Source organism: Rhodococcus globerulus NBRC 14531, from assembly GCF_001894805.1.
In the GTDB taxonomy this organism is placed as follows: domain Bacteria; phylum Actinomycetota; class Actinomycetes; order Mycobacteriales; family Mycobacteriaceae; genus Rhodococcus_F; species Rhodococcus_F globerula.
Genome location: NZ_BCWX01000001.1, coordinates 1,107,126 through 1,133,988, shown reverse-complemented (window position 1 = coordinate 1,133,988; position 26,863 = coordinate 1,107,126). Strand labels below are relative to the sequence as shown.

The following is a 26,863-nucleotide window of genomic DNA, read 5'->3' as shown; positions in this document are numbered from 1 at the left end:
TCGCTACCCTCGGAACCATGAAATCACGTCTCGTCCCGATGTTCGCGGGCCTCGTGCTCACCGCCGGCCTCGTCGGGTGCAGTTCCAGCACGGATTCCACCCCTAGTGCGCCCGAAACCACGCTGAGTGGCCCCGTCGTCACCGTCACCGGGATGGCCTACTCCCCCGCATCCATCACCGTGAACGTGGGTGACACGGTCACCTGGGTGTTCGACGACGGGGGCATGGCCCACGACGTCAAAGGCATCGGCAGTGCCCGAAGCCTGCTACGTAGCCCGCTCAAGAAGTCGGGCACCTACACGGCCACCTTCGACGAACCCGGAACCTACGACTACACCTGCACACCGCACCCCGACATGCGAGGCACTGTGATCGTTCAATAACTTTCGGCAGCAATGAGGCCCGCAACCGGAAGGTTGCGGGCCTCACTGATTTCACCGAAAGCTATTCGACGGTAACCGATTTCGCCAGGTTACGCGGCTTGTCGACGTCGTAGCCACGTGCCGCGGCCACCTCCGCGGCAAAGATCTGCAGCGGTACCGTGGACAGCAACGGCTGCAAGAGGGTCGGCGACGCCGGGATCTCGATCAGGTGATCCGCGTGCGCACGTACTGCGTCGTCACCTTCCTCGGCGATCACGATCGTCGTTGCACCACGCGCCTTGATCTCCTGAATGTTGGACACCAACTTCGAGTGCAACACCGCACGGCCCTTCGGCGACGGCATGACGATGATGACCGGCAGGCCCTCCTCGATCAACGCGATCGGCCCGTGCTTGAGCTCGCCCGCCGCAAAGCCCTCGGCATGCATGTACGCAAGCTCCTTGAGCTTGAGCGCACCCTCGAGCGCAACCGGGTACCCAACGTGACGCCCCAGGAACAGAACCGTCGACGCATGCGCAAACGTGCGAGCCAGCTCACGGATCGGTTCCGCGTTCTCGATGACCTTGCTCACCAGAGCCGGCATCGCCTCGAGGTCCGCGTACTCACGGGCAACTTCGTCCGGGTACTTGGTGCCGCGCGCCTGCGCCAAGGCCAACCCGACAAGGTAATTTGCCGTCACCTGCGCCAGGAATGCCTTGGTGGACGCGACGGCGATTTCCGGTCCCGCCCGCGTGTAGAGAACAGCGTCCGCCTCACGGGGGATCTGCGCGCCGTTGGTGTTGCAGATCGCGAGAACCCGAGCCTTCTGATCCTTGGCATGCTTGACGGCTTCGAGCGTATCGGCGGTCTCGCCGGACTGCGAGATGGCAACAACCAGCGTCGAACGGTCCAGAACCGGGTCCCGGTAACGGAATTCGCTCGCCAGCTCCACCTCGACCGGAAGCCGAGTCCAATGTTCGATCGCATACTTCGCCAACAAACCGGAGTGATACGCGCTGCCACAGGCCACGACAAAAACCTTGTCGACGTCGCGCAGTTCCTGGTCGGACAACCGCTGCTCGTCGAGAACGATCTTGCCGTTCTCGAAGTGCCCGAGAAGCGTATCCGCAACTGCGGTCGGCTGCTCCTCGATCTCCTTGAGCATGAAGTAGTCGTGACCGCCCTTTTCGGCAGCCGCAAGATCCCAGTCGATTTGGAACGGGCGCCCCTGCGCTTCGTTGCCGGAGAAATCGGAGATCCGGTAGCTGTTCGCGGTGATCACCACCGCCTGATCCTGACCGAGTTCCACCGCGTCGCGTGTGTGCTCGATGAACGCCGCCACATCGGAACCGAGGAACATCTCGCCCTCACCGACACCCACCACCAACGGCGTCGAACGACGCGCAGCGACAATCGTGTCCGCATGATCGGCGTGCGTGAACAGCAACGTGAACGCGCCTTCGAGACGACGGACAACCGACAACGCGCTCTCGACGAAATCACCCGCAGTCGGGCCCTCCGCGTACGCACGCGCCACCAGATGGACCGTTACCTCGGTATCGGTGTCACTGAGCAGTTCGATGCCGGCAGCCTCGAGCTCAGCACGCAGCGGAGCGAAGTTCTCGATGATGCCGTTGTGGACCACCGCAAGCTTCCCACTCGCGTCGCGATGCGGGTGGGCATTCCGATCGGTCGGTCGACCATGTGTAGCCCACCGGGTATGACCCATGCCCGTTGAGCCGACAAAGCTGTCCGCACCGATCTCTTCCAACTCAGCTTCGAGGTTGGCCAGCTTCCCGGCCTTACGCTCGATCTCAACGCCACCCACTCCGTCGAGAATCGCGATTCCCGAGGAGTCGTAGCCGCGATACTCCATTCGCCGCAAAGCTTCCACCACGACACCCAGAGCTGGGCGGTGGCCGACGTATCCCACGATTCCGCACATGGTGAATCAGGGTACTTGGACACCCGTCGCACGCGCATTCTGCGGTTGCCAGGGCACGCCGACGGCCACATCGGATAACGTCTTGATCCGTGGCACCGAAACTGAAGGCACTGACCCGTGAGCTGTCCAAGCGCGGACCGCACCGCGTTCTGCGCGGCAACCTCGCTCTGGCCGGTCAACCAGGAGTCGTCTACACCCCGGAAACGGGCTTCAATCTCCCCGCCGTCGCCTTCGGGCACGGCTGGATGGTCGGTGCGCACAAATACGAACAAACACTTCAGCATCTCGCTTCCTGGGGAATTGTCGCCGCAGCACCCGAAAGTGAGCGTGGCCCCGTCCCCTCGCACCTCGGATTGGCCGCAGACCTGCGCTCGACCCTCGACATCTGCGTCGGCGTCCGACTCGGTCCCGGGCAGATCAGCGTTCATCCTGACCACGTCGCATTTGCCGGACACGGGATGGGTGCCGGTGCCGCGGTCCTCGCAGCCGCACAACGTGGAAACGTCGCCGCCGTCGCCGCACTCTTCCCCGCACCCACCGCCCCCAAAGCCGAGAACTACGCGTCCAAGATCACAGCCCCCGGGCTGATCCTCGCCGGCGAGGATGACGTCGACTCACTCACCAGCAACGCCCGCCCGCTCACCCGCGAATGGGGCGGACCCGTAATCGGACGAACCGTCGACGACGCCCAGGACGCTGGTCTCATCGAAGGGCGTCGCCTTCTGGGAGCATTGGGCCTCGGCGGCTCCGAACGCAAAACACAGGCCACGACGCGTTGCCTGCTGACGGGATTCCTTCTATTCCACCTGACCGGCGACAAGCGCTACGAAGCATTTGCCGATCAGGACACCGAATTCCCGCACACCTCGCCCATGTTCGACGCGGATACTCAGTCCGACACCCACTCTCAGTCCGACGCTCGCCGGAGCCAGGCAGTTTCCCGGTAATCAGCACTCGAATCTCGTACCGGCTGGCCGGACTTCGCAGTGTCGCCAGGCATCGACGCGGACGCTGATCGCAGAAACGCGCCCTGTTCGAAGGGTAAACGCCCGAACTCCTTCACACCGGTAGACAATTCGCCGAATTGTGCACACCGCTGTTGGTGGTCACGTTCGGCAGCAGATCGTCGCATGCGAAATTCGGCGAGTTGCGAATCCATGGCCGCATTGATGGCGTCGAACTGCGACAAACTCATATCGGCCCCGCCCCGGCTAATTCGGCTCCGGTCACAATCGGTTCGTTCAGCGACTCACGGTGTTCTGGCGGTGCAGGGTCTTCTGACGGCGCAGTGTCTACTGGAGTTGGATTCGGGGGTTGGTACTGCTGCGGCGCGGGCTCCGGCGCCTCGGACATTACGGGAGCGGCATCCGTCTCCACCGCGATTCTCGGCCAGCCGTGCTCGTCCAATTCCACAGTGACAGTGACGGACTCCCCTGACAGGTCACGAACTTCAAGACTGACCCCACGTCCGTCCGGCGCGAGCGAGAACCCCCAGGTATTTGCACCGACCGCCAACTCGAGTGCAGGTGCAACCCTGTCCCCCGACGGTTCGACTGCTTGCGGCACGGATGTCTGCGCTGCGTCGGCCGGAACTGAAGAATGCCGCGTTTCGGTAGATTCACTCTCGACCGGAAACAGTTCGGAGACGATACCGGCGGCAACCCCGAAAGCGTCGGTCAGAGCCACCCGGGCCTGCTCGCAGGCGCGGTCGAACTCGTCGCGGGTATCCACGTACACAGGCCTGAAGATCTGATCGATCCAAGGTCTGACGAGATCTGCTGCTGCTCTACAAGTTTCGATCTGATCGACCGGCGCGGCATATCGCACCGCTCTGAATTGCTCATCCGACAACGGCGCAAACCACGTGGCAGCCTTGGCAACTGCGTCCACGCCCCCTTGCTGCGTGCTCACGTCCACCAGCTGATCGATGCGCTGCGCATCGATACCGCCGATCGTTTCTCGATTCAGCGACGCAACCTTGAAAGCCTTGTCCACCACAGCAGTTCGAACGATTCCTGCCAGCTCGTCGGCGACGGAAATCAGCAACGGCATGGCCTCCACGTCGACTTCCGCTCTTCGCTGCTCGTCGCGCACTCGTCCGGCAACGTCGTCCACAGCCTCGACATTCCAGATCTCCGCGAGCGACTCGGACAGGACCGCGAAGTCCTGCGAATCGCGCGACGACGCTTCCGCCGCAAGGGACATCGTCGACACGTCAGCGTGCAGAGCCTGCAGATCGATTCCCGATTCGGCACGATACATCTCGTCGTAGCTACCCAGCGGTCGCATTTCGATACCGAGACGAGTGGCCGCGTCGTGAAAACGCTCGAAGAAATCCAATCCGACGCTACCGGAGTCGAGAATTTCGTCCGGAACCGACAACGAATTACGTTGCGCAATAATAGATTCCGCAGCATCTGCCGAAGCTGTCGACGTGGCCGCATTGCGAATCGGCATCAGAAACCTGATTTCGTATACTCGCGGCTGTGCATTCGCAATTGGTCTGCCAATCCCAGATCGACATCCGCAATCGCTTGGGCGGAAGTACCGATACGCGCGCCGAGAGCCTCGACGAACTGGGCACGTTCCACCATCCGTATCCGGAGCCCACCCAGCGCAGCAGCTAGCGTGTTGCCACACTCGACGTAATCCCGGCCTGCACACGCGCCCGAGAACTCGGGAAATTCCAACGTTCGTGCAGTCACACCCATCTGTTGCGCAAGCGCCGCTGTCCGACGCTCGAGCTCATCGGTAGCAGTGTGGTCGATATCCATGCGGAACTCCGTTTCGCCCGGCCGCACGAAAGATCCGGCGGTCCATGACTACTTGGACGCACGAACCCCGTGGGTCGTTCCCACGAGAATTCAGTTCCCCACCGGACGATCACGCTACATGCGGTTACACCGCTGCGACGGTTTCTGCCAGCTCGTCGGCAAGCTTGCGTGCCACACCGAGATCCGCAGCTTCGACCATGACTCGCACCAATTGTTCGGTACCGGAAGGTCGAAGCAGAACACGGCCGGCGTCACCGAGCACACGCTCGGCATCGGCGACCGCTGCCATTACCGAGGTCGCTGCGGCAACTGCTGCTTTGTCTTCCACCCTCACATTCACCAAGACCTGCGGAAGCGACGTCATCGTTGCGGCGAGCTGCGAGGACGACTTACCCGTCTGCGCCATCCTGGCCAGCAATCGAAGTCCGGTGAGCACGCCGTCTCCGGTTGTTCCGAATCCGGGGAACACCACGTGTCCGGACTGTTCGCCGCCCAAGCTGTATCCGCCGGTACGAAGTTCTTCCAACACATAGCGGTCACCGACCGCCGCTGTGACCACGTCGATACCCGCTGCCCGCATCGCAAGGTGCAAACCCAGGTTGCTCATTACGGTCGCCACAAGTGTGTTGTCGACCAATTCTCCGGATTCGTGCATCGCCACCGCCAGCACCGCCATGATCACGTCGCCGTCGATCACTGCCCCGGTCTCGTCGACGGCGAGGCAACGGTCGGCGTCACCGTCGTGGGCAAGACCAAGATCGGCGCCGTGCTCAACCACTGCTTTCTGCAGATTCTCCAGGTGAGTGGATCCACAACCGTCGTTGATGTTGAGGCCGTCCGGTTCGGCGCTGATCGCGATCACCGTCGCACCCGCAGCCCGATAGGCCGCCGGGCCGACCTCGGAGGCTGCCCCATTTGCGCAGTCCACAACAACGGTCAGGCCGTCGAGCGGCTGAGTCAGAGCGGTGCCGAGATGCTGCAAGTAGAGCGCAGCGGCATCACCGACCGGGCGTACTCGCCCGATACCCGCGCCGGTCGGCAACTTCGGCGCCACACCACCGTCGATGGCGGCCTCGATTGCGGCCTCGACATCGTCGTCGAGTTTGTGTCCACCCGCGGCAAAGATCTTGATGCCGTTGTCCGGCATCGGATTGTGAGAGGCGGAGATCATCACGCCGAGACTCGCATCGAACAAACCAGTCAGATAGGCAACCGCTGGTGTCGGCAGAACGCCGACATCCAAGACGTCGATGCCGGCCGAAGTCAGCCCCGCCGTGACAGCTGCCTGGAGCATTTCACCGCTCGCACGAGGATCGCGTCCGACGACCGCGGTCGGGCGGCGGGTGCCACCACCGGTTGATTCAGCTGCCAGAACATGCGCAGCCGCTATCGACAATCGCAGCGCAAGATCCGCCGTCAGATCACCATTGGCCAAGCCGCGCACACCGTCAGTTCCGAACAACCGCCCCATCGAACAACTCCCTGAATATCTTGTGCGAGTTCTGTGAAATATCTTTCCCGAAAAACACAAGAGCAGGCGTCCGGTAACGATGGACGCCTGCTCTCGAGTCGAACAGGTGCCGAAGCAGACCAGCCGGTCAACCTCGGCGAAGCATCAACGCTTCGAGTACTGCGATGCCTTACGAGCCTTCTTCAGTCCGTACTTCTTACGCTCGACTGCGCGAGCGTCACGGGTCAGGAAGCCGGCCTTCTTGAGTGCCGGACGATCATCGGGGGTGACCTCGATGAGCGCACGAGCGATAGCCAGACGCAACGCGCCTGCCTGACCGGACGGTCCGCCACCGTGCAGCAGTGCAACGATGTCGAAAGACTCGGGACGCTCAACCGTAACCAGCGGAGCCTTGATCAGCTGCTGGTGCACCTTGTTCGGGAAGTAATCCTCGATGGTGCGGCCGTTGAGCTTGAACTGGCCGGTGCCGGGGATCATGCGGACGCGGACGACCGCTTCCTTACGACGACCAACGGTCTGGATCGGGCGATCGATGACGATCGGTGCCAGCGTAGCCGCTGCAACCTCTTCGACGACCTCGACTGCTTCGGCGGCGAATTCTTCCACTGCCTCGATGTTTTCTTCGGTCACGTTCTGCTCTTCCGGCGATGTCACTGTGCGACCTGCTTGATCTCGAACGGCACCGGCTGCTGCGCGGTGTGGGGGTGATTCGGGCCCGCGTAGACCTTGAGCTTGCTGCTCATCGCGCGACCAAGCTTGGTCTTCGGGAGCATGCCGACGATGGCCTTCTCCACGAGGCGATCGGGGGTCCGGTCGAGGACCTCTCCGACGGTGCGGGACTTCAGGCCACCCGGGAATCCGGAGTGGTGGTAGACCTTCTTGCCAACGAGCTTGTTGCCGCTGATGGCAACCTTCTCGGCGTTGATGACGACGACGAAGTCGCCACCATCGATGTGCGGAGCGTAGGTGGGCTTGTGCTTACCGCGCAGCAGGGTCGCTGCCTGAACGGCAAGACGGCCCAGCACCACGTCGGTGGCGTCGATGACGTGCCACGTGTGGGTCACATCTCCGGCCTTCGGGGTGTACGTAGACACAGAACTTCCTCGTCTTAATTCATTCCACTGCTGACCATGTGCGTATCGCATAGACAATTCTCGGCGGCCAGTTGAGACCCGAGAACCGCTGGACCCTGCGCATCGAGTTCCGGGAATCGAACGTGCAGTCGAACACACGATCAAACATCCGGACATCAACATGCGGAGGCCTACGGCACGCCACCGATAGACGATACCGGTATCAACCGTCTCCGGTCAAAGAGAGTCCGGACTACCGTTGGCAGCATTCATACAAGAGCTTTCTACCCCGACGACCGATGCTCGTCGGGGTAGAAAACGGAAAGCCACATGCGACGTGAAGTCAGCGCCCGAAGCCGTTCGCGGCGGCGCGATCGGCGTCGCGCATCGAATCGGAACCACTCGCGGTTGCGTTGGCGATCTGAGCCAGCACGATGTTCAGCTCTTCCGACGCCTGCCCCCACCGACGCTGAGCGTCGTTCCAGGCTTCAGAACCCGCACCTTCCCATCCCGCCTGCAGGTTGTCGACAACAACCTTGATCTCGCCCTGCTTGTCGTTGATCGCCTGCGCCTGACGCTTCATTTCGTCAGACAACATGGCAAGTCCGCCGAAGTCGTACCTGATCATGTTCTCGCTCATAACCACTCCCGTTCCACTTTATGTCCGTATCGAATCTGATCTCTGTATGTCTGTCGCATCCGGGACGATCTCAGTCGACTCACCGAATGTTCTTGCGCGGAGCCTGATTCAGAGCACTCAGGACATGTTGACGGTCGCGCCGCGCAACGAACTCACGTTGTCGGATTCTGCGCTGTCGAACGTTCCGGCCGACTGCTTGATCTGCTCACAGATATCGCCCAGCGCCGTATCGAGCTTCATGGCAGCGTTGTTGTAGCGCACCATGATGTCGGCATATTCGGTGTGCGCACTGCCCTTCCACGAACCGCTCGACGCTTCCGCCTCGGATCGAACAGCATTCACCAGACCTCTGATGTCGCCCAAATGGCCGTTGATGACATTCGCCGAACTGATCAATTCAGCGGTAGTTGCGGTAAAGCCCATGTTTCCCCCTGGTTGTGATGTGCATGCGCGGTGTCGGCGGTGGCTCACATCCGGCGGACCTTCGCCGGCAACAAGTACCTGATGTGCGCTACACATACTTGGACGCCGCGCACTCGCCGACGGTTCCGGCGGTTCGAAAAGAAATTTCGCGCGGTCAATTCACGGACGACAGTGATTCGACGATCTGAGCGCACTCCGGCTCGAACGCGTCCCATTCACCGACGAGGTACTGGCATCCGATACTCACCTGCCTGCCACGTTCGACAAATACCTGCCACCGAACTTCGGAATATCCATCCGGAAATTCCCTGTACAACAGAACCTTTCGTCCGTCCACGGCAACAGTGGACTCGAGGTTTCCGAAGCGGAGTGGATCCTCTATCGCCGAAAGCTGCTCACGCAGATCGATCTCGACCGCGTCGAACTCGACGCCTGCACGGAGCTCCTTCTCGACGATGACGATTTTGCGATCATTCCCAGACGCCGGAATCAAGTCCATCCGTCCTGCGGCCGATCCGCCGCGATCAGCCGCCCACCCCGCCGGCACGACAACGCTCACGTTGCCACCGGCGAGCGGGATTGTTGTCGTTGCCACGGCCGACGTAGTGGAAGGCACCAGCGTGCTCGGCTGGGCACTCCCCAGTGTGGTCGGTTGTGCGGTCGGCGGCACCACATCGGCAGACTCACCGTCAGTAGTTCGGGCTTCGACCGCAGTACCTTCGACCGCAGTGCTTTCGACGCCGCCTCGCCCGGTCGCGACCGCCACGCCCACCCCGAGCAGTCCGACAACAACGACTGACACCGCCAGCACCGGCAACCAGCGGCGCTGGCGGACACCCGAATCGGCTGGCGTGACCAGCCTTGACGGCGGCACCCACCGGTCTCCGAATGCCGAGTTGTCCACAGCCCGACCCGCCGAATTTTCTGCTGTGACCGACTCCAGACGCACCCGCGGATCAACGATCGCTCGCACGATCCGACTCTCGTCGAGAACACGCACGCTCGCATAGCCGTGAATGCTTCGCGACCCGCGCTCCAAGGACGACGCAATCGAATGCGAATGTCGCCCGACAACTACTACAGAGTCCCGAACTGTCAGTTCCTCGAATTCACCGAATAGTTGCGGCAATTCCGACAGTGCTCTGCGCTGGGTGTTCATGAGCGTGACGTCTCCGTCGAAATCGCGCACACACGAAACGACAACGTCACCACCGCGGATCTCGACCACGATGCACCTCGCTCGCCAGCTCCCCCGGGTGGCGCGCGCAATCGCAATCGCGGTCGGGACAAGGACAACGTCGTACCCGACCTGGCGCGCAGCGTCGAGCAACCGTCCCTTTCGGGTATTTCCCCACTCGGTCGGATAGCTCAGGTACAGCACATCCGCATCTGCCAGACCGCAACCTTGCACGGTGTGCAAAATCAAGTGCACCAGTTCGAGATCGGTAGGCGCGATTCGTCCACCGATCTCCATGTAGTTGTCGTCGATGAAATCGAGCGGATTGACTGCAGGCAACGCGGCGGCCGGCGACGAATGCTGCTCGGTGTCGACTCTGCAACAGAATTCGCGTTGCCCGGTTGCCGACCACGCGTTGGACGAACCTATATGAACAGACACCGACAACGTGTGACCCGATGTCACAGCGGTGGCATCCACGGTAGCTGCACCAGCTGGGTCTGCGACCGAGACACGTACGTACCCCGCCCCTGCGGCATCTCGGAACCACGCACGGCGCCAACCAGATTCCCCTCGTCGCGGCTGCCACTCATCACGACGCCGGCAGGTGCCATGTCGCGGATCCGGGCAATCACCGGTTCGAACAGTGCACGCCCTGCCCCGCCGGATCGTCGGGCGATCACCAGATGCAGCCCCACGTCCTTCGAGTGGGGAATGAACTCGAGCAATGCCGCCACCGGGTTGCCGGTGGATGTTGCCACCAGGTCGTAGTCGTCGATGATCACGTAGATTTCCGGTCCCGACCACCACGAGCGTTCTCGCAGTTGTTGTTGCGTCGTATCCGAATTCGGCATTCTTCCGCCGACGATCCGAGCAAGGTCCGCCATCAGTTCACCGAATGTCGCCGCTGAGGCCGAGTATCCACCGAGGTGATTGCCGTCGACCACACCCAACATCGAATGGCGATAGTCACCGATGATCAATTTCGCCTGCGCCGGTGTGTTCGACGCCATGATCCCTTCGGCTATGCCGCGGAGCAGCGACGTTTTCCCGCAGGCGGTATCGCCGAATATCAGGAGGTGCGGATGCTCCGCGAAGTCCATGTAGACAGGTTCGAGGTCGGTTTCACCCAGCCCGACAGGTACCCGCAGACACCGACCGTCACCCGCGCTTGCCTGCGGCCACCTGTCTCCAACGGACGCGAGAAGCTCTGCACGCGTATATGATTCAGGGAGCATCCGAACTGGCGGAGCGGGTCGAGACGTCGACATAGCCGCGATGCGCATCACCGAATCAGATACCGCGGCGCTCAGTTCTACGCTGCTGGAGATACCATCCATACGCGGAAGCCCGATCAACAAGTGCAGGCCTTCACGAGTGATACCGCGCCCCGCATGACGTTCCGGAACCAGATTCGCTTTCTGGCGCCCCGCGTCGGAGTCTCCTGGGTCACCCAGGCGAAGTTCAATCCGCGTGCCGAGCTGATCCTTCAATGCCGGCCGAATATCTGCCCACCTCGGCGCGGTGACCATGACGTGAACCCCGAATGACAATCCCTGCGCCGCAAGGATACTGATCGGCCCTTCCAGAGATTCGAAGTCGGAACGAACGCTTGGCCACCCGTCGATCACCAGGAAGATATCGCCGAACCTGTCGCGTTCGAGCCCGGCGGCGACACCAACTCCGCGGGGATCGGCAGTGCGCAGTCGCCGGAATTCGACCATCGAGTCGATACCGAGTTCACGGAAGAGTCGCTCCCGTTGCTGCACTACCGTCGAAACCTCCGCCACTGTTCGCCGGACCCTGTCCTGGTCGAGACGATTTGCCACCGAACCGACGTGCGGAAGGTCCCGCAGTCCCAGCAAGGTTCCGCCGCCGAAATCGAGGCAATAGAACTGCACCTGCTCCGCGGTATGCGTCAGAGCAAACGCCATGATCAGGGACCGCAGTGCCGTCGATTTCCCCGACTGCGGGCCGCCGACGATCGCTACATTTCCGGTCGACCCGTTGAGGTCGACAACAAGTGGGTCGCGCCGCTGGTCGAACGGCCTGTCGACAATTCCGAACGCTGCACTCAAATTCCCACGGGGCAGATTCGGATCACGCGACACGGCGCGCGGAAGAAGCTGATCGAGCGTCGGAGACTCGGAGAGCGGAGGAAGCCACACTTCGTGCGCGCGCGGACCGTACTCCTTGATCCTGTCGACGAGAACTCCCATGAGCGTTCGTGATTCGTCACCTGCCTCCCCCATATCTACGAAGTCCGGCTCCACCACATCCTCCGGGAGGTGATCACTGATCACCGTCGCAGCGGTGAACAACACCGGAGCGAGACCGACGGATTGTTCCGTCGCAAGTCGCGTCGGCGCAATCCTCGCACCCTCATAGGGTCCGGAGACGTACGCGCCTTGAAAGCGCACGATCTCGGCAGAATCCGCTTTCACATATCCGGCGCCTGGATTTCCGGGTAGATAGTATGCGTCGGGGACCCCCAACACGGTTCGAGACTCGTTGGCGGAGAATGTCTTCAAGCCGATTCGGTACGACAGATGACTGTCGAGCCCACGCAGTTTCCCTTCGTCCAGACGTTGGCTGGCAAGCAGCAGGTGGATGTGCAGCGATCTGCCGAGTCGGCCTATTGCCACGAAGAGGTCAGCGAATTCCGGTTGTTGACTGAGCAATTCGGAGAACTCGTCCACTACGACGAACAGGGCAGGCAGCGGGTCGAGTGCGGCACCCGCCATCCGCGCTTTTTCGTAGTCCGACACATTTGCGAAGTTTCCCGCTGCCCGGAGGAGTTCTTGACGACGGTTCATTTCACCGGCAAGTGCGTCGCGCATTCGGTCCACCATGGCCAGTTCTTCGGCAAGGTTGGTGATGACGGCCGCAACGTGCGGTGCCTCTTCGAGACCGAGGAAGGTTGCCCCACCCTTGAAATCCACGAGGACAAGATTGAGGGCGTTCGGCGAGTGTGTCGCGATCAAACCGAGCACAAGCGTCCGAAGAAACTCCGATTTTCCCGAACCTGTTGCCCCGATGCACAAACCGTGCGGCCCCATTCCGTTCTCAGCCGATTCCTTGAGGTCGAGTTCGACAGGTTGACCGTCGGCACCGACACCGATCGGCACCCGCAGTCGATCACGTCCCTGGCGAGGCAACCACGCATGCTCCGGGTTGAACCGCGCAGCGTTTCCGATGCCAAGCATCTGACTCCACGAGCGCGACGCCGTGTCGTCGTCCCCCGAATCGACAGCGTTCTGTGAAGCAGCACGGTACGGTGCCATCCGTCGGCCGAAGGTCTGGGCGGTAGTCGTGGAGACGGAATCAGGGCGCGCAAACTTCTCGACGCCGGCACTACTGACCGCGCCCACTTGATCGGGAGCGACCACCAGACGCAAACCACGACTGGCCGACAACGACGACGAGAAACCACACAGGTCCAGGATCGTCACCGAATCCAGACCCGCTCCCGTCAACAGACCCGAATCGCCTTCCAGCAATCCGCCGTCGACGACAACGACGACATGCGGCACACCTGACGATGCGGGCGCGTTTCGCGAGAAGCGGCCTCGCATCGAAAGTTGCTCACCCAGAGCACCTTCCAACTCGAGATAGGAGCCGTACACCATCCGCGCCGCGCCCGCCCCGTCATATGCCTCCGGGTGCTGCGTGTGCGGCAACCACTTGACCCATTCCCATTCGACCTGAGTATCGGGGCCACGCACCACAGCGATCTGCAATATGTCAGGACCGTGAAAAGTACACAACTGCATCAACATCGCCCTGACCAACGACCGCGCCGCGTCCCGCTGACCTTCGAGCGCTATCGAGGCGAACCCCCGCAGCGATACCGCAGTCGGAAGATCCTCGACCACCGAATGGGAACGGACAAATCGTCGAAGCGACACGGATGCAACCGGTTCGAGGTCTTCAACCGGTCCGGTCTCCGGCGAGATCAGACGAGTCGCCAGTCTCTGACTGCCGAGACCGACACGCACGTGACAATAATCGGGGTCCGTTATCTGACGCTCCCACATGCGTGACGTGCCCGCCAGGGTCCACAGCAACGACGGCTGCGGACTACTCCATTCGAGTGCCCGACGTTGCGCCTGCCCGGTCTCGTCGACATCACGACGCAACTGATCGAGATAACGAAGATAGTCCTTACGGTCCTCGTTGACCTCGGCGGTCCGCGCGCCACCACTACGACCCCCACCGGCCAGCATCCCGAGCATCGAGACCATCATCATGATCGGAAACAACAGGGACATGGGATTTCGCGCCATTCCCGACGTGAACATCAACGCGACCATGCCGATCATTGCCACCACCATCACCACCGGGAGCAATTTGGTCAGCAGATTGCCAGGAGTCGCACGAGGGATCTCGGGCGGCGCCTGCAACGTCACCTCGCCGCCTGGCGCCCGTGGCGCCTCACGCCGAGCCCGACGCAAAAATCTGACTGTACTCACTTCGCCCCCTACAGCGCTGCGATGTGTCCGACATCAACCGAACCGCCCCCACGGCACAAAGTCCACGCAACGAGAAGACACTAACCCATCGGGCCGACAAGACCTTCGAGCGCAACCGTTCCACTGGAGCAGTGGCGGCAGCAATTCCCAGTCCGGTGTCGTATGGTTCCGATAAAGAAGGGGGACGCGAACGGGGAATCGCGTCGAAGGGTGGGGTTCGACAGTGAACAGTGGGGTTGATTCATGAGCATGTCGACAACCGACACGGCGCCGGCGGCGCCAGGTGATCGTCGTAGCGCACCGTCGGCAGAGCTGTGTCGACTGACAGTTCTCTCGGCACATTCGCAGGTCGATCTCGCAGTGCCGCTGCGCATTCCGCTCGTACTGGTCATTCCCGGCATAGTCGACACTATTCGAAGCCACAGCGGCTCCAACGATTTCGACACCGTATCCGAACAATTCGAACCGACGGACTGGACACTGGCCAAGGTTGGCCGCGCACCGCTGTCGGGCACGCTCTCCCTTCACGAGCATGGAATCCGTGACGGAGAACTACTCGTTCTCGAAGCCGCGGACGCTGCCGCTCCACCGCCGTTGTTCGACGACATCATGTACACCGTCGCCGCCACCGACGCGCAGACCTACCGGCGGTGGACACCACTGGCCGCACGGATCACCGGCTCTGTGATCGCTGTCCTCGCATCGATGCTCGGCTCCGCCGCGCTGATTGTCGGCGCAACCGGAATATCGGGTGCCACTTGCGCTTTCATCACGTCCCTTCTACTGACCATTGCGTCGATCGTGACAGCCCGCGTCTACCACGACAGTGGAAGCGCCCTGGTCCTCGGTTGCGCCGGCATTCCACTTGCATTCACGGCTGGTCTCCTTGCCGTGCCCGACGACCTAGAGGCGCCACACCTTCTCATGGGTTCCGTGCTCGTCGCATCGGTCGCTTTACTATGCCTGCGCCTCTGCGGCGTCGGGTTAGCCACATTCACAGCACTTTTCGGCATCTCGTTGGCCGCAACCGCAGCTGCTGCGGCAGCAACGCTGCTACCGCGCGTTTCGCTGGAAACTATAAGCGCAGTCGCCATCGCACTCGCGCTGATCACCCTCGCCTACTCGGCCCGGCTATCGATGATTCTTGCCAAGCTTCCGTTGCCGCCAGTGCCGGTACCGGCAAATCCCTTGGACGAAGCTCGTGATCTTGCCGCCGAACCCGACATGCCGAATTTCGACGAACTGACCGAGCGAACCGGACGCGCCCGCAGTTACCTGACCGGTTTGGTGGTCGCGACATCCGTGACGGCCATGACCGGTGCGCTGAGCGTGGCCGCGGTCCATACCGACGACGGAATCGTCTGGTCCGGCCTTGCCCTTGCCGGAGTCACCGCAGGCGTTCTGATGCTCCGCGGACGCACATTTGCCGGTACCGCCCAGGCGGTTCCCCTCATCGCGTGTGGGGCTGCCATCGTGCTAGTTGTTCTGGGCGCCCAGATCTGGTTACACAAAGACGACGCCGTCGTCGTATTTGCCCTCGCCATGGCCGTTCTCATCCTGGCACTCGTGCTCGGCATCCTCGCACCGAACCGGGTGTTCAGCCCGGTGATGCGACGGGTTGCAGAGTTGGTCGACTTGGCTGCAATCGCGCTGATCGTGCCTCTGATCTGTTGGGTGACCGATCTATTTTCGGTCATGCGCGGACTCTGAGCGTCGGACATACACGCATGAACCGTGGAATATCCTGGACTGCGACACTCCTCGCCATCGCCGCACTCGCACTATGTGCGGGGCAAGGCGTAGCTGTCGGCGCGATGCCGCCACCCGTCGATCCGTTGATGCTTCCCGAAGACGGCCCCGCGGCGCCACCGCAAGCCACGCAACAGCGCACTCTGTGCGTCCCGGCAGTGTCGGGCGGCGACGGTGCCAATGTCCCTCCTGCCCAGCTGGACTTGGCATTCGATACGGTCTGGCCGATCACGACCGGTGCAGGGCAGCGTGTCGCGGTGATCGATACCGGAGTCAGCCGTCATCCCCGACTTCCCAATCTGGAACCCGGTGGCGACTACGTGGGAGCTGCCGACGGAACGGAGGATTGCGACGCCCACGGTACCGTCGTCGCTGGGTTGATCGGCGCTCAACCTGTGACTGGGTCAGGCTTCTCCGGCGCCGCACCCGGCGCGACAATCATTACGATCCGACAGTCCAGTTCGGCGTACTCCCTTGCCGGCAGCCAAGGCGACCCGAAAATCGCCGAGAACTCGGCGGGGTACGGAAATGTCGACACGATGGCCATGGCTGTCCGTCACGCCTCCGACATGGGAGCCACCGTCATCAACATCTCCGAAGTTGCGTGCAAGTCGGCAGCCGAGGGTATCGACGATCAACGCCTCGGTGCCGCAATCCAATACGCCGCGCTCGTCAAGGACATCGTTGTCGTGGCCGCGGCAGGAAATGTCGGATCCGGCGGCTGCAAGACCCAGAATCCCACTCCTAGCCCGCTGACACTCGATGCTGACCTGTGGAATTCGGTCAACACGCTCGCCAGCCCCGCCTGGTACGACGACTTCGTACTGACCGTCGGATCCGTCGATCCCAACGGGGCGGCAAGCTCGTTCAGCCTCGGTGGTCCCTGGGTCGATGTGGCCGCTCCCGGTACCGCAGTAGTGTCACTCCATCCCACCGAACCTGGGTTGACCAACGGAACGTACGGCCCGGACGGCTCCGTTCAAGCAATCAACGGGACAAGTTTTGCGGCGCCGTACGTCGCGGCAACCGCGGCGCTGGTTCGATCCCGATACCCGGATCTCACCGCTGCACAGGTAGTTCAGCGCATCGAGTCGACGGCACACGCCCCGGCCGAGGGCTGGAACCCCTACGTCGGGCATGGGGTGGTCGATCCGTTGGCAGCCGTCACCGCGCTGCCGAGCGATGTCGAAACCTATCCGCTCGGTCACCACACCTCGACTCTGGCTGCGCTGCCCGTACCGCCGCCGCCGGACAACCGCGCGCGCGACGCGGCTCTCCTGGGCGTCGCGGCCGTAGGTTCGCTCGGTGTCCTCGCCCTGCTGTCATCGTTTCCGATACGTCGTGTGTTTGCAGAGCGAGGACACCGTTCACGTCGTCGCTAAACAGCAGACAGCTGAGCCTGGGGCAGATCCGCGTGCTCCGGGGGCAGATCTTCGGCCCGAGCGGAACGAACCTTGTCGATGACCATGACGCACAGCAAGGAGACAACGCCCCAGATCACAAACGTGATCAGATGCGACCCGACTGTGTCCGCGCCGAAGTACAGAATCGACCGTACCGATTCCACGGCAGCAGGCATCGGCAGGATGCCGTGGAGCACTCGGAATATCTCTGGTTCCATGTAGACCGACATCGCACCACCAGACGCCGGAACCCCGAGGAACATCAAGATTGCGACCGCCGGGATGACTGCGAGGAGCCCGAGTAGCCGTGCGAACACCGTCGTGAACAGCGCGGTACAGAAGATCGCGACGATTCCGGTTCCGAAGAGCTGCCAGAAGTGGCCGTCGATCGCTCCGACTACAGGTCCGGCAATTGTCCAGATCACGGCGGACATGAAGACCGACCACCCGGCTAGCACCGGGAGCAGAGTCCGCAACTTCATCACCGTGGGCGCAGCACTGCTCGCGACGACGATGATCATGAAGCCGGACATGATCCAGCCCATCGCAATGTACATACTGACCGTGCCGCTGGAATCGGAATCGGCAAGCGGCGCAAGATCCTGCGTGGTCAGCGGCACCTGCTGGCCCTGGGCAACCTGCGTGAAAACAGCTGCCACGGCTTGCTGCTGGCTCATGCCGGCAGCTTGGCTGGTGATCAGAGTCGCGGTCGGCGAATCGGCGGAGGGCAGTACGTATGCTGCGACAACCGTGCGGTCCTGAACGAGCTGGCGGCCTTCGTCCACCGAATCGACTGCACGCAGATCGAACAATCCGCCCAAGTTCTGTTCCAGTCCCACAACGGCCTGCTCAGCTTGCTCGCTCGAAGCGGCAACCACAGCGACCGGCATGTCACGGGGCGCCGGCTGATACATCGCTCCGAGCATGACCGAAAGCATCAGCACAACCATGGCAAACGGGAAGAACGCGAGAGTCGCGTACCGAACCTTGTTGCTGGTCGGACGTGGCCCAGCAGTCAGCGACGCCATGGAAACCTCAGGCGCTCCACCGTCAGGACTGCGACGACGCTTGAGCGCGTCGACGCCCAAGGTCGCGAGAAGCGCAAGCGCTGCTCCGAGCGCCAAAACGATCAGGTGCGAGCCGAGACCGTCGCCGCCGAAGTACAGCACTGATCGAAGCGCCTCACCCGTTGCCGCAGTGGGCAGGAACCCGTGCAGCGTCGCATAGATCGACGGCAGGGTGTAGACCGACATTCCCATGTTCGAGGCCGGGACGCCGAGCACCATGATGAACAGCATGCCGACCAGAACCGCCATCGGCCCGAATATCCGGGTAAGGAACAACTGCACGGAACCGACGGAAAAGACAGCGAGCCAGGAGATTCCGAGAACTGCCGCCGTATGGCCCTCGACTGCACCGAGAATCGGGCCGGTGACCAACCACACGAGCGCTGCGATCAGCGCAGACCATCCGGCAAGAAGTGGTACGACTCGGCGGAATCGCAGCAGCTCCGGCGAGTTGGACAGCGTGATACTCAGCGGCATGTAGCCCGCAAGCATGAGCGCCGTGGCCATGAACATCGCCGCCAGACCAGCGGTGTCGTGGGCAGGCAATGGAGCCAGATCCTCGACCGTCACGTTGAGCCCCTGCTCCAGCACCTGTGGGGCGACAAGTCCGGTGACCGTCGAGACTTGAGCAGCACCGGCCGCACTCGCGGTGTAGACCGTTGCTGTGTCGCCTCCCGTAGCGGGCAACGACACGACGCCGGATACCTCACGGCCCAGGAGGAGTTGACGTGCCTCGTCCTCGCTACTGACTACTCGCACATCGACGGCCGACGGATCGGACGCCTCGAGCGCAGCAGCAAACTGATCGGCCTGCTGGATCGGCCCGGCCACCGCAATCGGCATGTTGTTCGGGGAAGGCGCGTGCATCGCGGCCAGATACCCCGTGATCATCATGCCGACCATCAGGAAGGGCAGCAGGATCATCGCGACATATCGGCCGATCTGCTCTTTTCGGGCTCGAGCAGCAGCAGCCTCGACTTCCGTGGGCTCGCCTGGCGGATGCTCGGTTTCCGGCGATGCGGTGGTGGTCATAGTCGAACTCCTAAATATCAAAAATTACGCTGCGCGTCTTAAAAAAATTACGCCGCATGACTTAAAATGGCAATCGGTAGAGTCGTGACGTTGATCCCACTTCCGCGGCGTCGCGCCGGAAGACCAGTCAGGGAACCAGCAAACGGAGGAAGCATGGGACAACACGGAGATCGGGTGCGGCAGTCATTGCTGGACTCGGCAGAGGAACTCTTTGCCACCCACGGCATCGACGCGGTGTCGAACCGTCACATCGCCGAACACTCAGGCAACGCCAATCACTCCGCCGTGGCCTATCACTTCGGCGGACGCGACGAACTTATCCGCGCTTTGTTGGAGCGTCACGCGACCGAGACCAAGCTGCGCCGCACACAACTCGTCGCCGTCTTGGGCGAGAACCCCGATCTCCGAGACTTGTTGAGCTGCCTCATCCTTCCGTGGACCGATCAGCTCGCATCGATGCCGCGGCCCAGCTGGCGGGCACGCCTGCTCCAACAATTGAGGTCAGTGCCATCCGGAATGGAACTCATCTCCATGATGTCGGACCCGCTGGAAGACGACCTCATCCAGCAAACGAGGGCCTTCCTCGCGGACGTGCCACCACCCGTACTGGCCGGCAGGGCCTGGATCATGGGTCGCATGGTCACGGACGTCTGCGCCCGGTACGAGTCACTGGTTCAGCAAGACTCGATCGACCCCGACTGGACGGGCTTGGCCTACTTCATCATCGACGCGGCCGTTGGCATACTTTCGGCCCCCGTCACCAGCGTCGGGGACTTTCTCAGCGCACGCACGAGCGCTAATTGACCGGCGCCGCCGGAAACGGGTCTGGCGTCATTCCGTCATGTGCAACAAGGGCATTCGATTTGTCGAGTGACGGTCCCGAAGCCAACAACTCCAACATTTGCCAAGGCGCGCGATCCGGAGGTCTCGAGAGTCCGAGCGCCTTCGCCGAATCTTCGTTCGGCACTCCGTATTTCACGCCGGTATCGGCAACATAGAACACGCTGTCGCGCCGAGTACTCTCCGTCTCGATCCCGGTCGCCTGAACAAATCCCCCCTTACCCGGCGCGACGTAGGCAAAATCCAACCGATCCCCCGACCCGTCCGCCTGCGCCAGCGCAACCACCCTGGCGTCGGCGGCAATCGGCAGGTCGCTACCCACGACCACACTCACGCTCGCAGAGCTACGCTGCGCTGCAACCGAAACCGGATCCGGTTTCCAGACAAGACAACTGACCGGAGCTACGTCTTCGTTCACCACGGTCGGAGCCAGCGCCGGGAGTGCGGCCGTGGCAAGTTCGTTCACCGAGGGAATGCGATTGATCGCATCCGGCGTCACAGTGGCCATTCCCGAGTCACCTTGAGAGTCGGAGAAGTAGATCAGTTGCGCCACAGCTGAACTGACCTTCTGCATACCGTCCTCGAGAACGACGTAGTACATCATCTCGGAGCCCGTGGAGACTTGAACAACGGATCCGACTGTTTTGTCCGCCAACGGATACTGCGGCACTGTGCCAAGACCACGAATGGCCGGAGCCTGTAGCCGCGGAACCTCCGGGATCGCATTGAGCATGCCGACGCTGATCGGCCGCGGCTCGATTCCTTCAAGTCCCAATGCCCGCGTGATCGCCGGATCACCGATGTCGACAGCAGCCCGTTTCCCGTCGTAGACGAGAAAATGATCAGCACCCGAACGCACGAGAAGCGCGTGATCAGAAGGCAAGTACGACGCGACTTCCCGCAACTTCGGCTCGCCGACCAGCACCGTCGAGGCCACGGACCGATTGCCGTCGGCACCTACGGTGTCACACACCGCCCAAGGCGCATTTGTCGGATCTGCCGCCTCCGGTAGTGCCGACGGCCCACCTGGTATCCCCACCAGCGCTCCCCTAGGCTTGCCATCGATTTCGGATTCCTTCACGATCGAAGGCTTGTCAGGCGAACCGATGATCAACCTCGCAGATGCAAGGTTCAGAACCGGGTGAAATGTGCCCTCCATTGCGACAAACATTGCACCCGAGTCTTTTCCGACCACGATGGCTGCATCGGCAATCTTGTCCTGAGGCCGAAAAAGCGCAAGCACACCACACCCCGCAAGACCCAACGACGCCAGCACGATACCGACGATCAAGGCCCGCGATTGCGATCGCATCGGGTCGTGCAGCATCCGCACATCCCGCCTGACCAGTGCATGTTCCATGCGCCGAACCAGGAAGCGGTATCCGTTGACCTGCCACCGAGTTGTAGGTGTAGCAGCCATATTTCCCCCCGTACCTGTCATCCCCTGAGATGACACAGTACAGTTCCCCCGGGGGTGGAACCGTGGACAGATCACGTTTGAAGTACTGGCCGTCGTCGCACAGGATCTCGGCGCGCGAGGTCGTCAGTGCACAGGCCGTGGGTATCAGCGCAGCGTGTCTCGCCCTGTTTGCCGGACTCGAATTGCGGTGGGCAATCGCGATCGCAGCCGCCGTCGCGGTGATCCTGCTGCTGCATATCGGCGGTCGATCGATCACGACGTGGATTCGGACCGCCGTTCGATACATGCGACGGTGCCAGACCTCCAGCGGTACCATCGTGAGCTTCCAGACGCCCAGCGAGCAATCCATCGGCCTACGCGTCGACGGTTCGACGCTGGTGAGCGTCGTCGAGATCATGGCGCCGCACGACTACCTGACCCGAATCGGCCGAACGTCATTCGACGCGTCGCATACCCTTCCCACTGCCGCACTCGCAGATTGCCTTCACCAACACGACATTTCGCTCACCGGGATCGACATCGTCAGCCACGGTTTTCGGGTGGCGTCCGGAACACCGGCAACCGAGGTGTACGACCGTCTGATCGGCCCGCTACCCGCTACGGCCACCAGAATCGTCTGGCTTGCACTACGATTCGACCGAATCGAAGGCTCCGATGCCGTCGACCGCCGCGGTGGTGGCGGCGACGGAGCGGCGCGGAGCATCTCCGTCGCAACAAGCCGAGTGGTGCGGGTTCTCGAAGCTGCCGGCGCACGGGCCCGCATCTTGACAGCACCCGAGATCTCCTCGTCGATCGCACAGGTCAGTCGCGGTGTGGAAGTCGCAGACGTGGCCGAAACATGGCGTTCCACACCACTTCCCGGTGTATCGAATCTCGGTTACGGAATCGAGCCGAAGGCAATTACCAAAAGCAGTCTCGCGCAGGTGTGGGCGGCCGCGACACTGGGCACCTCGGTCACCGTTCGGCTCCGGCCACGTCCCGAAACCGGACTGACGGCAGTGAGCGCTACCTGTCGATTTACGACTCGGCATCTCCCGAAAGCTGCCCCGGTCGCCGGGCTGGTATCCATGCGTGGCCGTCAACGCGATGCCCTGCTGACCAACGTGCCGACCGCGCTCACCTCGCTCGACGCCATCTCGCCTACCCGAACGATGGACGCTGCCGACCTGACCGCGCTCGAGCTCCCACTGGCGGGATGCGGACAACTCCTCGGATCCGACGATCGAGGCCAAGGCGTTGCTGCCCTCGTTGCGGGGACCGGCGTGAATACCGTCTTCGTGGCCGGGGAACTCTATCTCGCCCAACAATTGATCTTCCGTGCCGTCGCCACCGGAACCCGGGTTCTGATCCACACGGATCGGCCCGAGACCTGGACACCCTTGATCGACTCGATGGGTGTCCCCGATCGCCTCCGAGTTTCCGGCCACGGGCAAGGACCGGAAGGAACCTTCAATGCCGTTGTCTTCGACGGTGTTCGAGCTCTTCCCCCGCGCGCCGGTGTCACCGCGGTCTACGTGTACGGCGATCCGGCGCAGTGGCCTGAGATCGAACCCGATCTCACGATCGTCCAGCCGAATGCCCTCGGCGATCGGATTGTCGTCGCGACCGACAAGTCGAGCGTCGAGCTCACGCTGGTGACCATCGCCGCCGAAACATCCTTCATCGGACGACCGCGGGCAGGGGCCGAGTTCCCGGTGTCACCGTAGCGGATTCACCCGGGATACGACTTCCGGCCGCGATGCTCGCGCAGTCCTCTTCCCCACCAGTCCAATTGACCGATCATCCGGTCGGCGGCATCGGTTGCGATAGCGTCCACAGTAGGATTTGGCGACCGGAATTGCTTGCGGGCCTGGTGAATACTCACGCTTTGACGCACGGAGACCATGTGCAGTTCGGCAACAACCTGCCGCAATTGTTCCGTCGCTCGCAAACCTCCCGACACTCCTCCGTACGACACGAAACCGATCGGTTTCGCGCGCCATTCGTGTTTCACCGAATCGAGTGCCGTCTTCAGAGCAGCAGAATATCCATGGTTGTATTCGGGTGTGACCGCAACAACGGCGTCGGCGCGCTCGATGCGTCGACGCAATTCCTCGGCGGCCTCCGACGGCGAGAAATCGGTTGGAAGCATCAATTCGGCGAGGTCGATGACCGAGACAGACCAATTCGGTTGTTTCACGGCGCGCGCAACAAACCAATCGGCGACAGCCAAGCCGATTCGTCCCTCGCGCACGGAACCGACAATTACCTCGACGAACAGATCGGTCATGTCGTTGATGGTAACGGCGCGCCCGTCGCAGCAATCCCGGTGGTGATGAGGGCGGCAAGTTCGCGGTACGCCTGTGCGTCGTCCAGTCCGGTCGCCTTGTAGACGTCACGTTGCTGTATGCGCACCATCGTGTTCGAGGCTGCGTCAGCGACAAACGACGCGTGTACTTCGCGAAACGCGCCGGCGTCCACGCCTCGAACAATCATCTCGCGTACCCGACTCGCAGCGATCGACGTGTTCTTCTCGTACACCTGACGCGCCGACGTGGACGCCGCGAGGTCCTCCATGAACTGGTGCGATGCGGCGGAAAGCTGATCGCCGACGGCCTCGAGGTACGCGCTCACTTGCTGCAACGGATCCGCGTGAGCTGCAACCGCGTCTTCGACGGCATCGGTCGCGGTACGAAAGAAATGGACCGTGACGGCGCGCACGAGATCGTCCTTGCCGGCTGCGACGGTGTACAGGGTGCTCTTGGAGCAATGCAGGCGCGCGGCGATCTCGTCGAGAGTGAGATGCGCGAATCCTTCGTCGAGAAAAAGCGCAACCAACTGATCGAATAGCTGCACTCTGCGTGCCGTCACTCTTGCCATACTGAAAACAGTACTGCAGTATCGTTGTCAGTACTACTACAGAAACAGGAGTCGACAGTGCCGGTCGAACGTCTGATGCCCAGCCAAGAAGCTCGCGATCTCATCGAACTGACCCGAGACGTGGCAGACAAGGTCCTCGCCCCCAAGGTCAACGAGTACGAGAAGGCCGAGAAGTACCCGGATGGAGTCTTCCCCGCTCTCGGACAAGCCGGGCTCCTGAGCTTGCCGTACCCCGAGGAGTTCGGCGGCGGCGATCAGCCGTACGAGGTCTACTTGCAAGTTCTCGAAGAGATCGCCTCACGGTGGGCTGCAGTTGCCGTCGCAGTGAGCGTTCACAGCCTCTCCTGCTTCCCACTCTTCACCTTCGGCACCGACGAACAGAAGAACAAGTGGCTGCCGGACATGCTGGGCGGCAACACCATCGGCGCCTACAGCCTCTCCGAATCCCAGGCGGGATCCGACGCAGCAGCGTTGTCCTGCAAGGCTGCACCCGTCGACGGTGGATACCGCATCAACGGCAGCAAAGCCTGGATCACGAACGGCGGCAAGGCAGACTTCTACAACCTCTTCGCCCGCACCAGCGACGACGGCTCACGCGGCATCTCCTGCCTCCTGGTGGACAAGGACACCGAGGGCCTCAGCTTCGGTAAGCCCGAGGAAAAGATGGGACTGCGCGCTGTTCCCACCGCCTCTGCGAACTACGACGACGCCTTCATCCCGGACGAGCGCCTCATCGGCCAGCGCGGTCAGGGACTTCCCATCGCATTCAGCGCCCTCGACTCCGGTCGGTTGGGAATTGCGGCCGTTGCCGTCGGCATCGCCCAGGGCGCACTCGACGACGCGGTTGCCTACGCCAAGGAACGCAAGGCTTTCGGCAAGCGGATCATCGACCATCAGGGCCTCGGCTTTGTGCTCGCCGACATGGCCGCAGCCGTCGACTCCGCTCGTGCCACGTACCTCGATGCGGCCCGTCGCCGCGACGCCGGAGTGCCGTACTCCCGCAACGCCAGCGTCGCCAAGCTCATTGCCACAGACGCCGCGATGAAGGTCACGACCGACGCCGTGCAGGTATTCGGCGGCTACGGGTACACCCAGGACTTCCCGGTCGAGCGGTACATGCGTGAAGCCAAAATCACTCAGATCTTCGAGGGCACCAACCAGATTCAGCGTCTGGTCATCGCGCGCCAATTGGCGGGATAGCCGGATACGACATTGCCCTCCCACAGTGGTGGGAGGGCAATGGTGGGAGGGCAATGTCGCATGAGCGCCTTCAGTCGCCGCAGCAACCGCCGGCCGACGGCAATTCGCGGGTCTCACGGGTAATCGCGTTGCGGGCCGCCAACTCCGAATAATCCGGGTAATCGACTCGCACCAACGACAAACCATGGGCCGGTGCCACCAGGATGGAACTCGACCGTGAGGATTCGTCGAGCAACCCGGCAAGCCAATCCGACGTACGACGCCCCTCACCGACGGACAGCACGGCGCCGACAAGACTCCGCACCATCGACCAACAAAACGCGTCGGCATTCACGTAGGCCGTGAACACTGTGCCCTCTTGTGTCCAGTCGAACCGCTGAAGTTCGCGTACGGTCGTCGCTCCTTCGCGGCGCTTGCAAAACGCGGCAAAGTCATGAAGTCCCAAGAGTCGCTGCGACGCTTCCTGCATCGCGGCCAGATCAAGAGCCTTCGGGTAGGAAACCATGTCACGCACACGGAGCGGTTCGACACCGAACATCGCGTTGGACACCCGGTACTCGTAATAGCGTCGCATCGCAGAGAAACGCGCGTCGAAATCAGCCGGGACGACGGAAATACTCTTGACTCGAACATCTTTCGGCAGGAACCGAGCGAGCCGCCGAACCAATCGCGACGGATCGTCCGGCAGGAGATCAGCCGGCACGTCGACGTGCGCAACCTGACCACTCGCATGGACGCCGGCATCCGTCCGACCGGCGACGGTCAACTGAACGGGTTGCCGTAGAACAGTTCCCAGTTTGTCTTCGATCTCACCGCACACCGTGCGTAGATCGGTCTGCCTGGCCCAACCAGAGAAGTCGGTGCCGTCATAAGAGATATCGAGCCGCAATCGAACGAGCCCGCCGTCCCCGAGGGGGGCGGCGGGCTCGTTCGATTCAGCGTGTGCTGAAACCAAG

General features: G+C 62.2%; 22 protein-coding genes. 7 read left to right on the top strand and 15 right to left on the bottom strand.

The window, feature by feature from the left end; genetic code table 11:
* Positions 1-17: 17 nt before the first annotated feature.
* Positions 18-383, top strand: a complete 366-nt coding sequence (locus tag RG2_RS04955; RefSeq protein ID WP_033231342.1) for a plastocyanin/azurin family copper-binding protein — start codon at positions 18-20, stop codon at positions 381-383.
* Positions 384-444: 61 nt separating this feature from the next.
* On the opposite strand, the gene glmS is transcribed toward RG2_RS04955, so the two are convergent.
* A complete protein-coding gene (gene glmS / locus RG2_RS04950; RefSeq protein WP_033231343.1) occupies positions 445-2,307 on the bottom strand; it encodes a glutamine--fructose-6-phosphate transaminase (isomerizing) in 1,863 nt (620 codons plus the stop codon).
* 89 nt (positions 2,308-2,396) lie between these two features.
* Here glmS and RG2_RS04945 point away from each other — a divergent pair, with 89 nt between their 5' ends.
* A complete protein-coding gene (locus RG2_RS04945) occupies positions 2,397-3,254 on the top strand; it encodes a poly(ethylene terephthalate) hydrolase family protein (RefSeq protein WP_051730217.1) in 858 nt (285 codons plus the stop codon).
* A gap of 244 nt (positions 3,255-3,498) precedes the next feature.
* Here the strand turns inward: RG2_RS04945 and RG2_RS04935 are convergent, their stop codons facing one another.
* From RG2_RS04935 to RG2_RS04895, 9 genes are all read right to left on the bottom strand, one after another.
* The gene (locus RG2_RS04935; RefSeq protein ID WP_037279945.1) at positions 3,499-4,764 is read right to left on the bottom strand and encodes a hypothetical protein; all 1,266 of its coding nucleotides are present in this window, start codon (positions 4,762-4,764) and stop codon (positions 3,499-3,501) included.
* Entirely contained in the window at positions 4,764-5,081 is a 318-nt protein-coding gene (locus tag RG2_RS04930) for a hypothetical protein (protein ID WP_051730218.1), read from the bottom strand. The genes RG2_RS04935 and RG2_RS04930 overlap by 1 nt, the downstream gene beginning before the upstream one ends.
* A 124-nt stretch (positions 5,082-5,205) precedes the next feature.
* Positions 5,206-6,552: a phosphoglucosamine mutase gene (gene glmM, locus RG2_RS04925; protein WP_033231345.1), complete on the bottom strand. Its 1,347-nt coding sequence runs from the start codon at positions 6,550-6,552 to the stop codon at positions 5,206-5,208.
* A gap of 144 nt (positions 6,553-6,696) precedes the next feature.
* The gene (gene rpsI, locus RG2_RS04920) at positions 6,697-7,206 is read right to left on the bottom strand and encodes a 30S ribosomal protein S9 (protein WP_033231346.1); all 510 of its coding nucleotides are present in this window, start codon (positions 7,204-7,206) and stop codon (positions 6,697-6,699) included.
* Complete coding sequence (gene rplM, locus RG2_RS04915; protein WP_033231347.1) at positions 7,203-7,646, bottom strand: 50S ribosomal protein L13; 444 nt, start codon at positions 7,644-7,646, stop codon at positions 7,203-7,205. Before rplM ends, rpsI begins: the two co-directional genes overlap by 4 nt.
* 322 nt (positions 7,647-7,968) lie before the next feature.
* Positions 7,969-8,265 carry a WXG100 family type VII secretion target gene (locus RG2_RS04910; protein WP_033231348.1) on the bottom strand — a complete coding sequence of 99 codons (297 nt, stop codon included), beginning with the start codon at positions 8,263-8,265 and terminating at the stop codon, positions 7,969-7,971.
* 117 nt (positions 8,266-8,382) lie between these two features.
* Positions 8,383-8,688 carry a WXG100 family type VII secretion target gene (locus RG2_RS04905; RefSeq protein ID WP_033231349.1) on the bottom strand — a complete coding sequence of 102 codons (306 nt, stop codon included), beginning with the start codon at positions 8,686-8,688 and terminating at the stop codon, positions 8,383-8,385.
* Between the two features lie 154 nt (positions 8,689-8,842).
* Positions 8,843-10,345: a type VII secretion-associated protein gene (locus RG2_RS04900; protein ID WP_033231350.1), complete on the bottom strand. Its 1,503-nt coding sequence runs from the start codon at positions 10,343-10,345 to the stop codon at positions 8,843-8,845.
* Positions 10,327-14,337 carry a type VII secretion protein EccC gene (locus RG2_RS04895; RefSeq protein ID WP_033231351.1) on the bottom strand — a complete coding sequence of 1,337 codons (4,011 nt, stop codon included), beginning with the start codon at positions 14,335-14,337 and terminating at the stop codon, positions 10,327-10,329. Before RG2_RS04895 ends, RG2_RS04900 begins: the two co-directional genes overlap by 19 nt.
* A 243-nt stretch (positions 14,338-14,580) precedes the next feature.
* Between RG2_RS04895 and eccD the strand changes: the two genes are divergently transcribed.
* Positions 14,581-16,047, top strand: coding sequence for a type VII secretion integral membrane protein EccD (gene eccD, locus RG2_RS04890; protein ID WP_033231352.1), 1,467 nt, complete (start codon positions 14,581-14,583; stop codon positions 16,045-16,047).
* A 17-nt stretch (positions 16,048-16,064) separates the two neighbouring features.
* Complete coding sequence (mycP, locus tag RG2_RS04885) at positions 16,065-17,468, top strand: type VII secretion-associated serine protease mycosin (protein WP_051730219.1); 1,404 nt, start codon at positions 16,065-16,067, stop codon at positions 17,466-17,468.
* Here mycP and RG2_RS04880 read toward each other — a convergent pair.
* Positions 17,465-19,588 carry an ABC transporter permease gene (locus tag RG2_RS04880; protein WP_051730220.1) on the bottom strand — a complete coding sequence of 708 codons (2,124 nt, stop codon included), beginning with the start codon at positions 19,586-19,588 and terminating at the stop codon, positions 17,465-17,467. The genes mycP and RG2_RS04880 overlap by 4 nt on opposite strands.
* Positions 19,589-19,741: 153 nt before the next feature.
* On the opposite strand from RG2_RS04880, the gene RG2_RS04875 reads away from it, so the two are divergent.
* Complete coding sequence (locus tag RG2_RS04875) at positions 19,742-20,392, top strand: TetR/AcrR family transcriptional regulator (RefSeq protein ID WP_033231353.1); 651 nt, start codon at positions 19,742-19,744, stop codon at positions 20,390-20,392.
* On the opposite strand, the gene eccB is transcribed toward RG2_RS04875, so the two are convergent.
* On the bottom strand, positions 20,385-21,848 hold the full coding sequence (gene eccB, locus RG2_RS04870; protein ID WP_033231354.1) for a type VII secretion protein EccB: 1,464 nt from the start codon (positions 21,846-21,848) through the stop codon (positions 20,385-20,387). The genes RG2_RS04875 and eccB overlap by 8 nt on opposite strands.
* Before the next feature lie 62 nt (positions 21,849-21,910).
* On the opposite strand from eccB, the gene eccE reads away from it, so the two are divergent.
* Entirely contained in the window at positions 21,911-23,554 is a 1,644-nt protein-coding gene (gene eccE / locus RG2_RS04865) for a type VII secretion protein EccE (RefSeq protein ID WP_033231355.1), read from the top strand.
* 5 nt (positions 23,555-23,559) lie between these two features.
* Here eccE and RG2_RS04860 read toward each other — a convergent pair whose 3' ends face one another.
* Both RG2_RS04860 and RG2_RS04855 read right to left on the bottom strand, forming a co-directional pair.
* Positions 23,560-24,117 carry an NADPH-dependent FMN reductase gene (locus tag RG2_RS04860; RefSeq protein ID WP_033231356.1) on the bottom strand — a complete coding sequence of 186 codons (558 nt, stop codon included), beginning with the start codon at positions 24,115-24,117 and terminating at the stop codon, positions 23,560-23,562.
* Positions 24,114-24,707 carry a TetR/AcrR family transcriptional regulator gene (locus RG2_RS04855; protein WP_033231357.1) on the bottom strand — a complete coding sequence of 198 codons (594 nt, stop codon included), beginning with the start codon at positions 24,705-24,707 and terminating at the stop codon, positions 24,114-24,116. Before RG2_RS04855 ends, RG2_RS04860 begins: the two co-directional genes overlap by 4 nt.
* A gap of 57 nt (positions 24,708-24,764) precedes the next feature.
* Between RG2_RS04855 and RG2_RS04850 the strand changes: the two genes are divergently transcribed.
* On the top strand, positions 24,765-25,907 hold the full coding sequence (locus tag RG2_RS04850) for an acyl-CoA dehydrogenase family protein (protein ID WP_033231358.1): 1,143 nt from the start codon (positions 24,765-24,767) through the stop codon (positions 25,905-25,907).
* 70 nt (positions 25,908-25,977) lie between these two features.
* On the opposite strand, the gene truA is transcribed toward RG2_RS04850, so the two are convergent.
* Complete coding sequence (truA, locus tag RG2_RS04845) at positions 25,978-26,862, bottom strand: tRNA pseudouridine(38-40) synthase TruA (protein WP_033231359.1); 885 nt, start codon at positions 26,860-26,862, stop codon at positions 25,978-25,980.
* Position 26,863 lies beyond the last annotated feature (1 nt).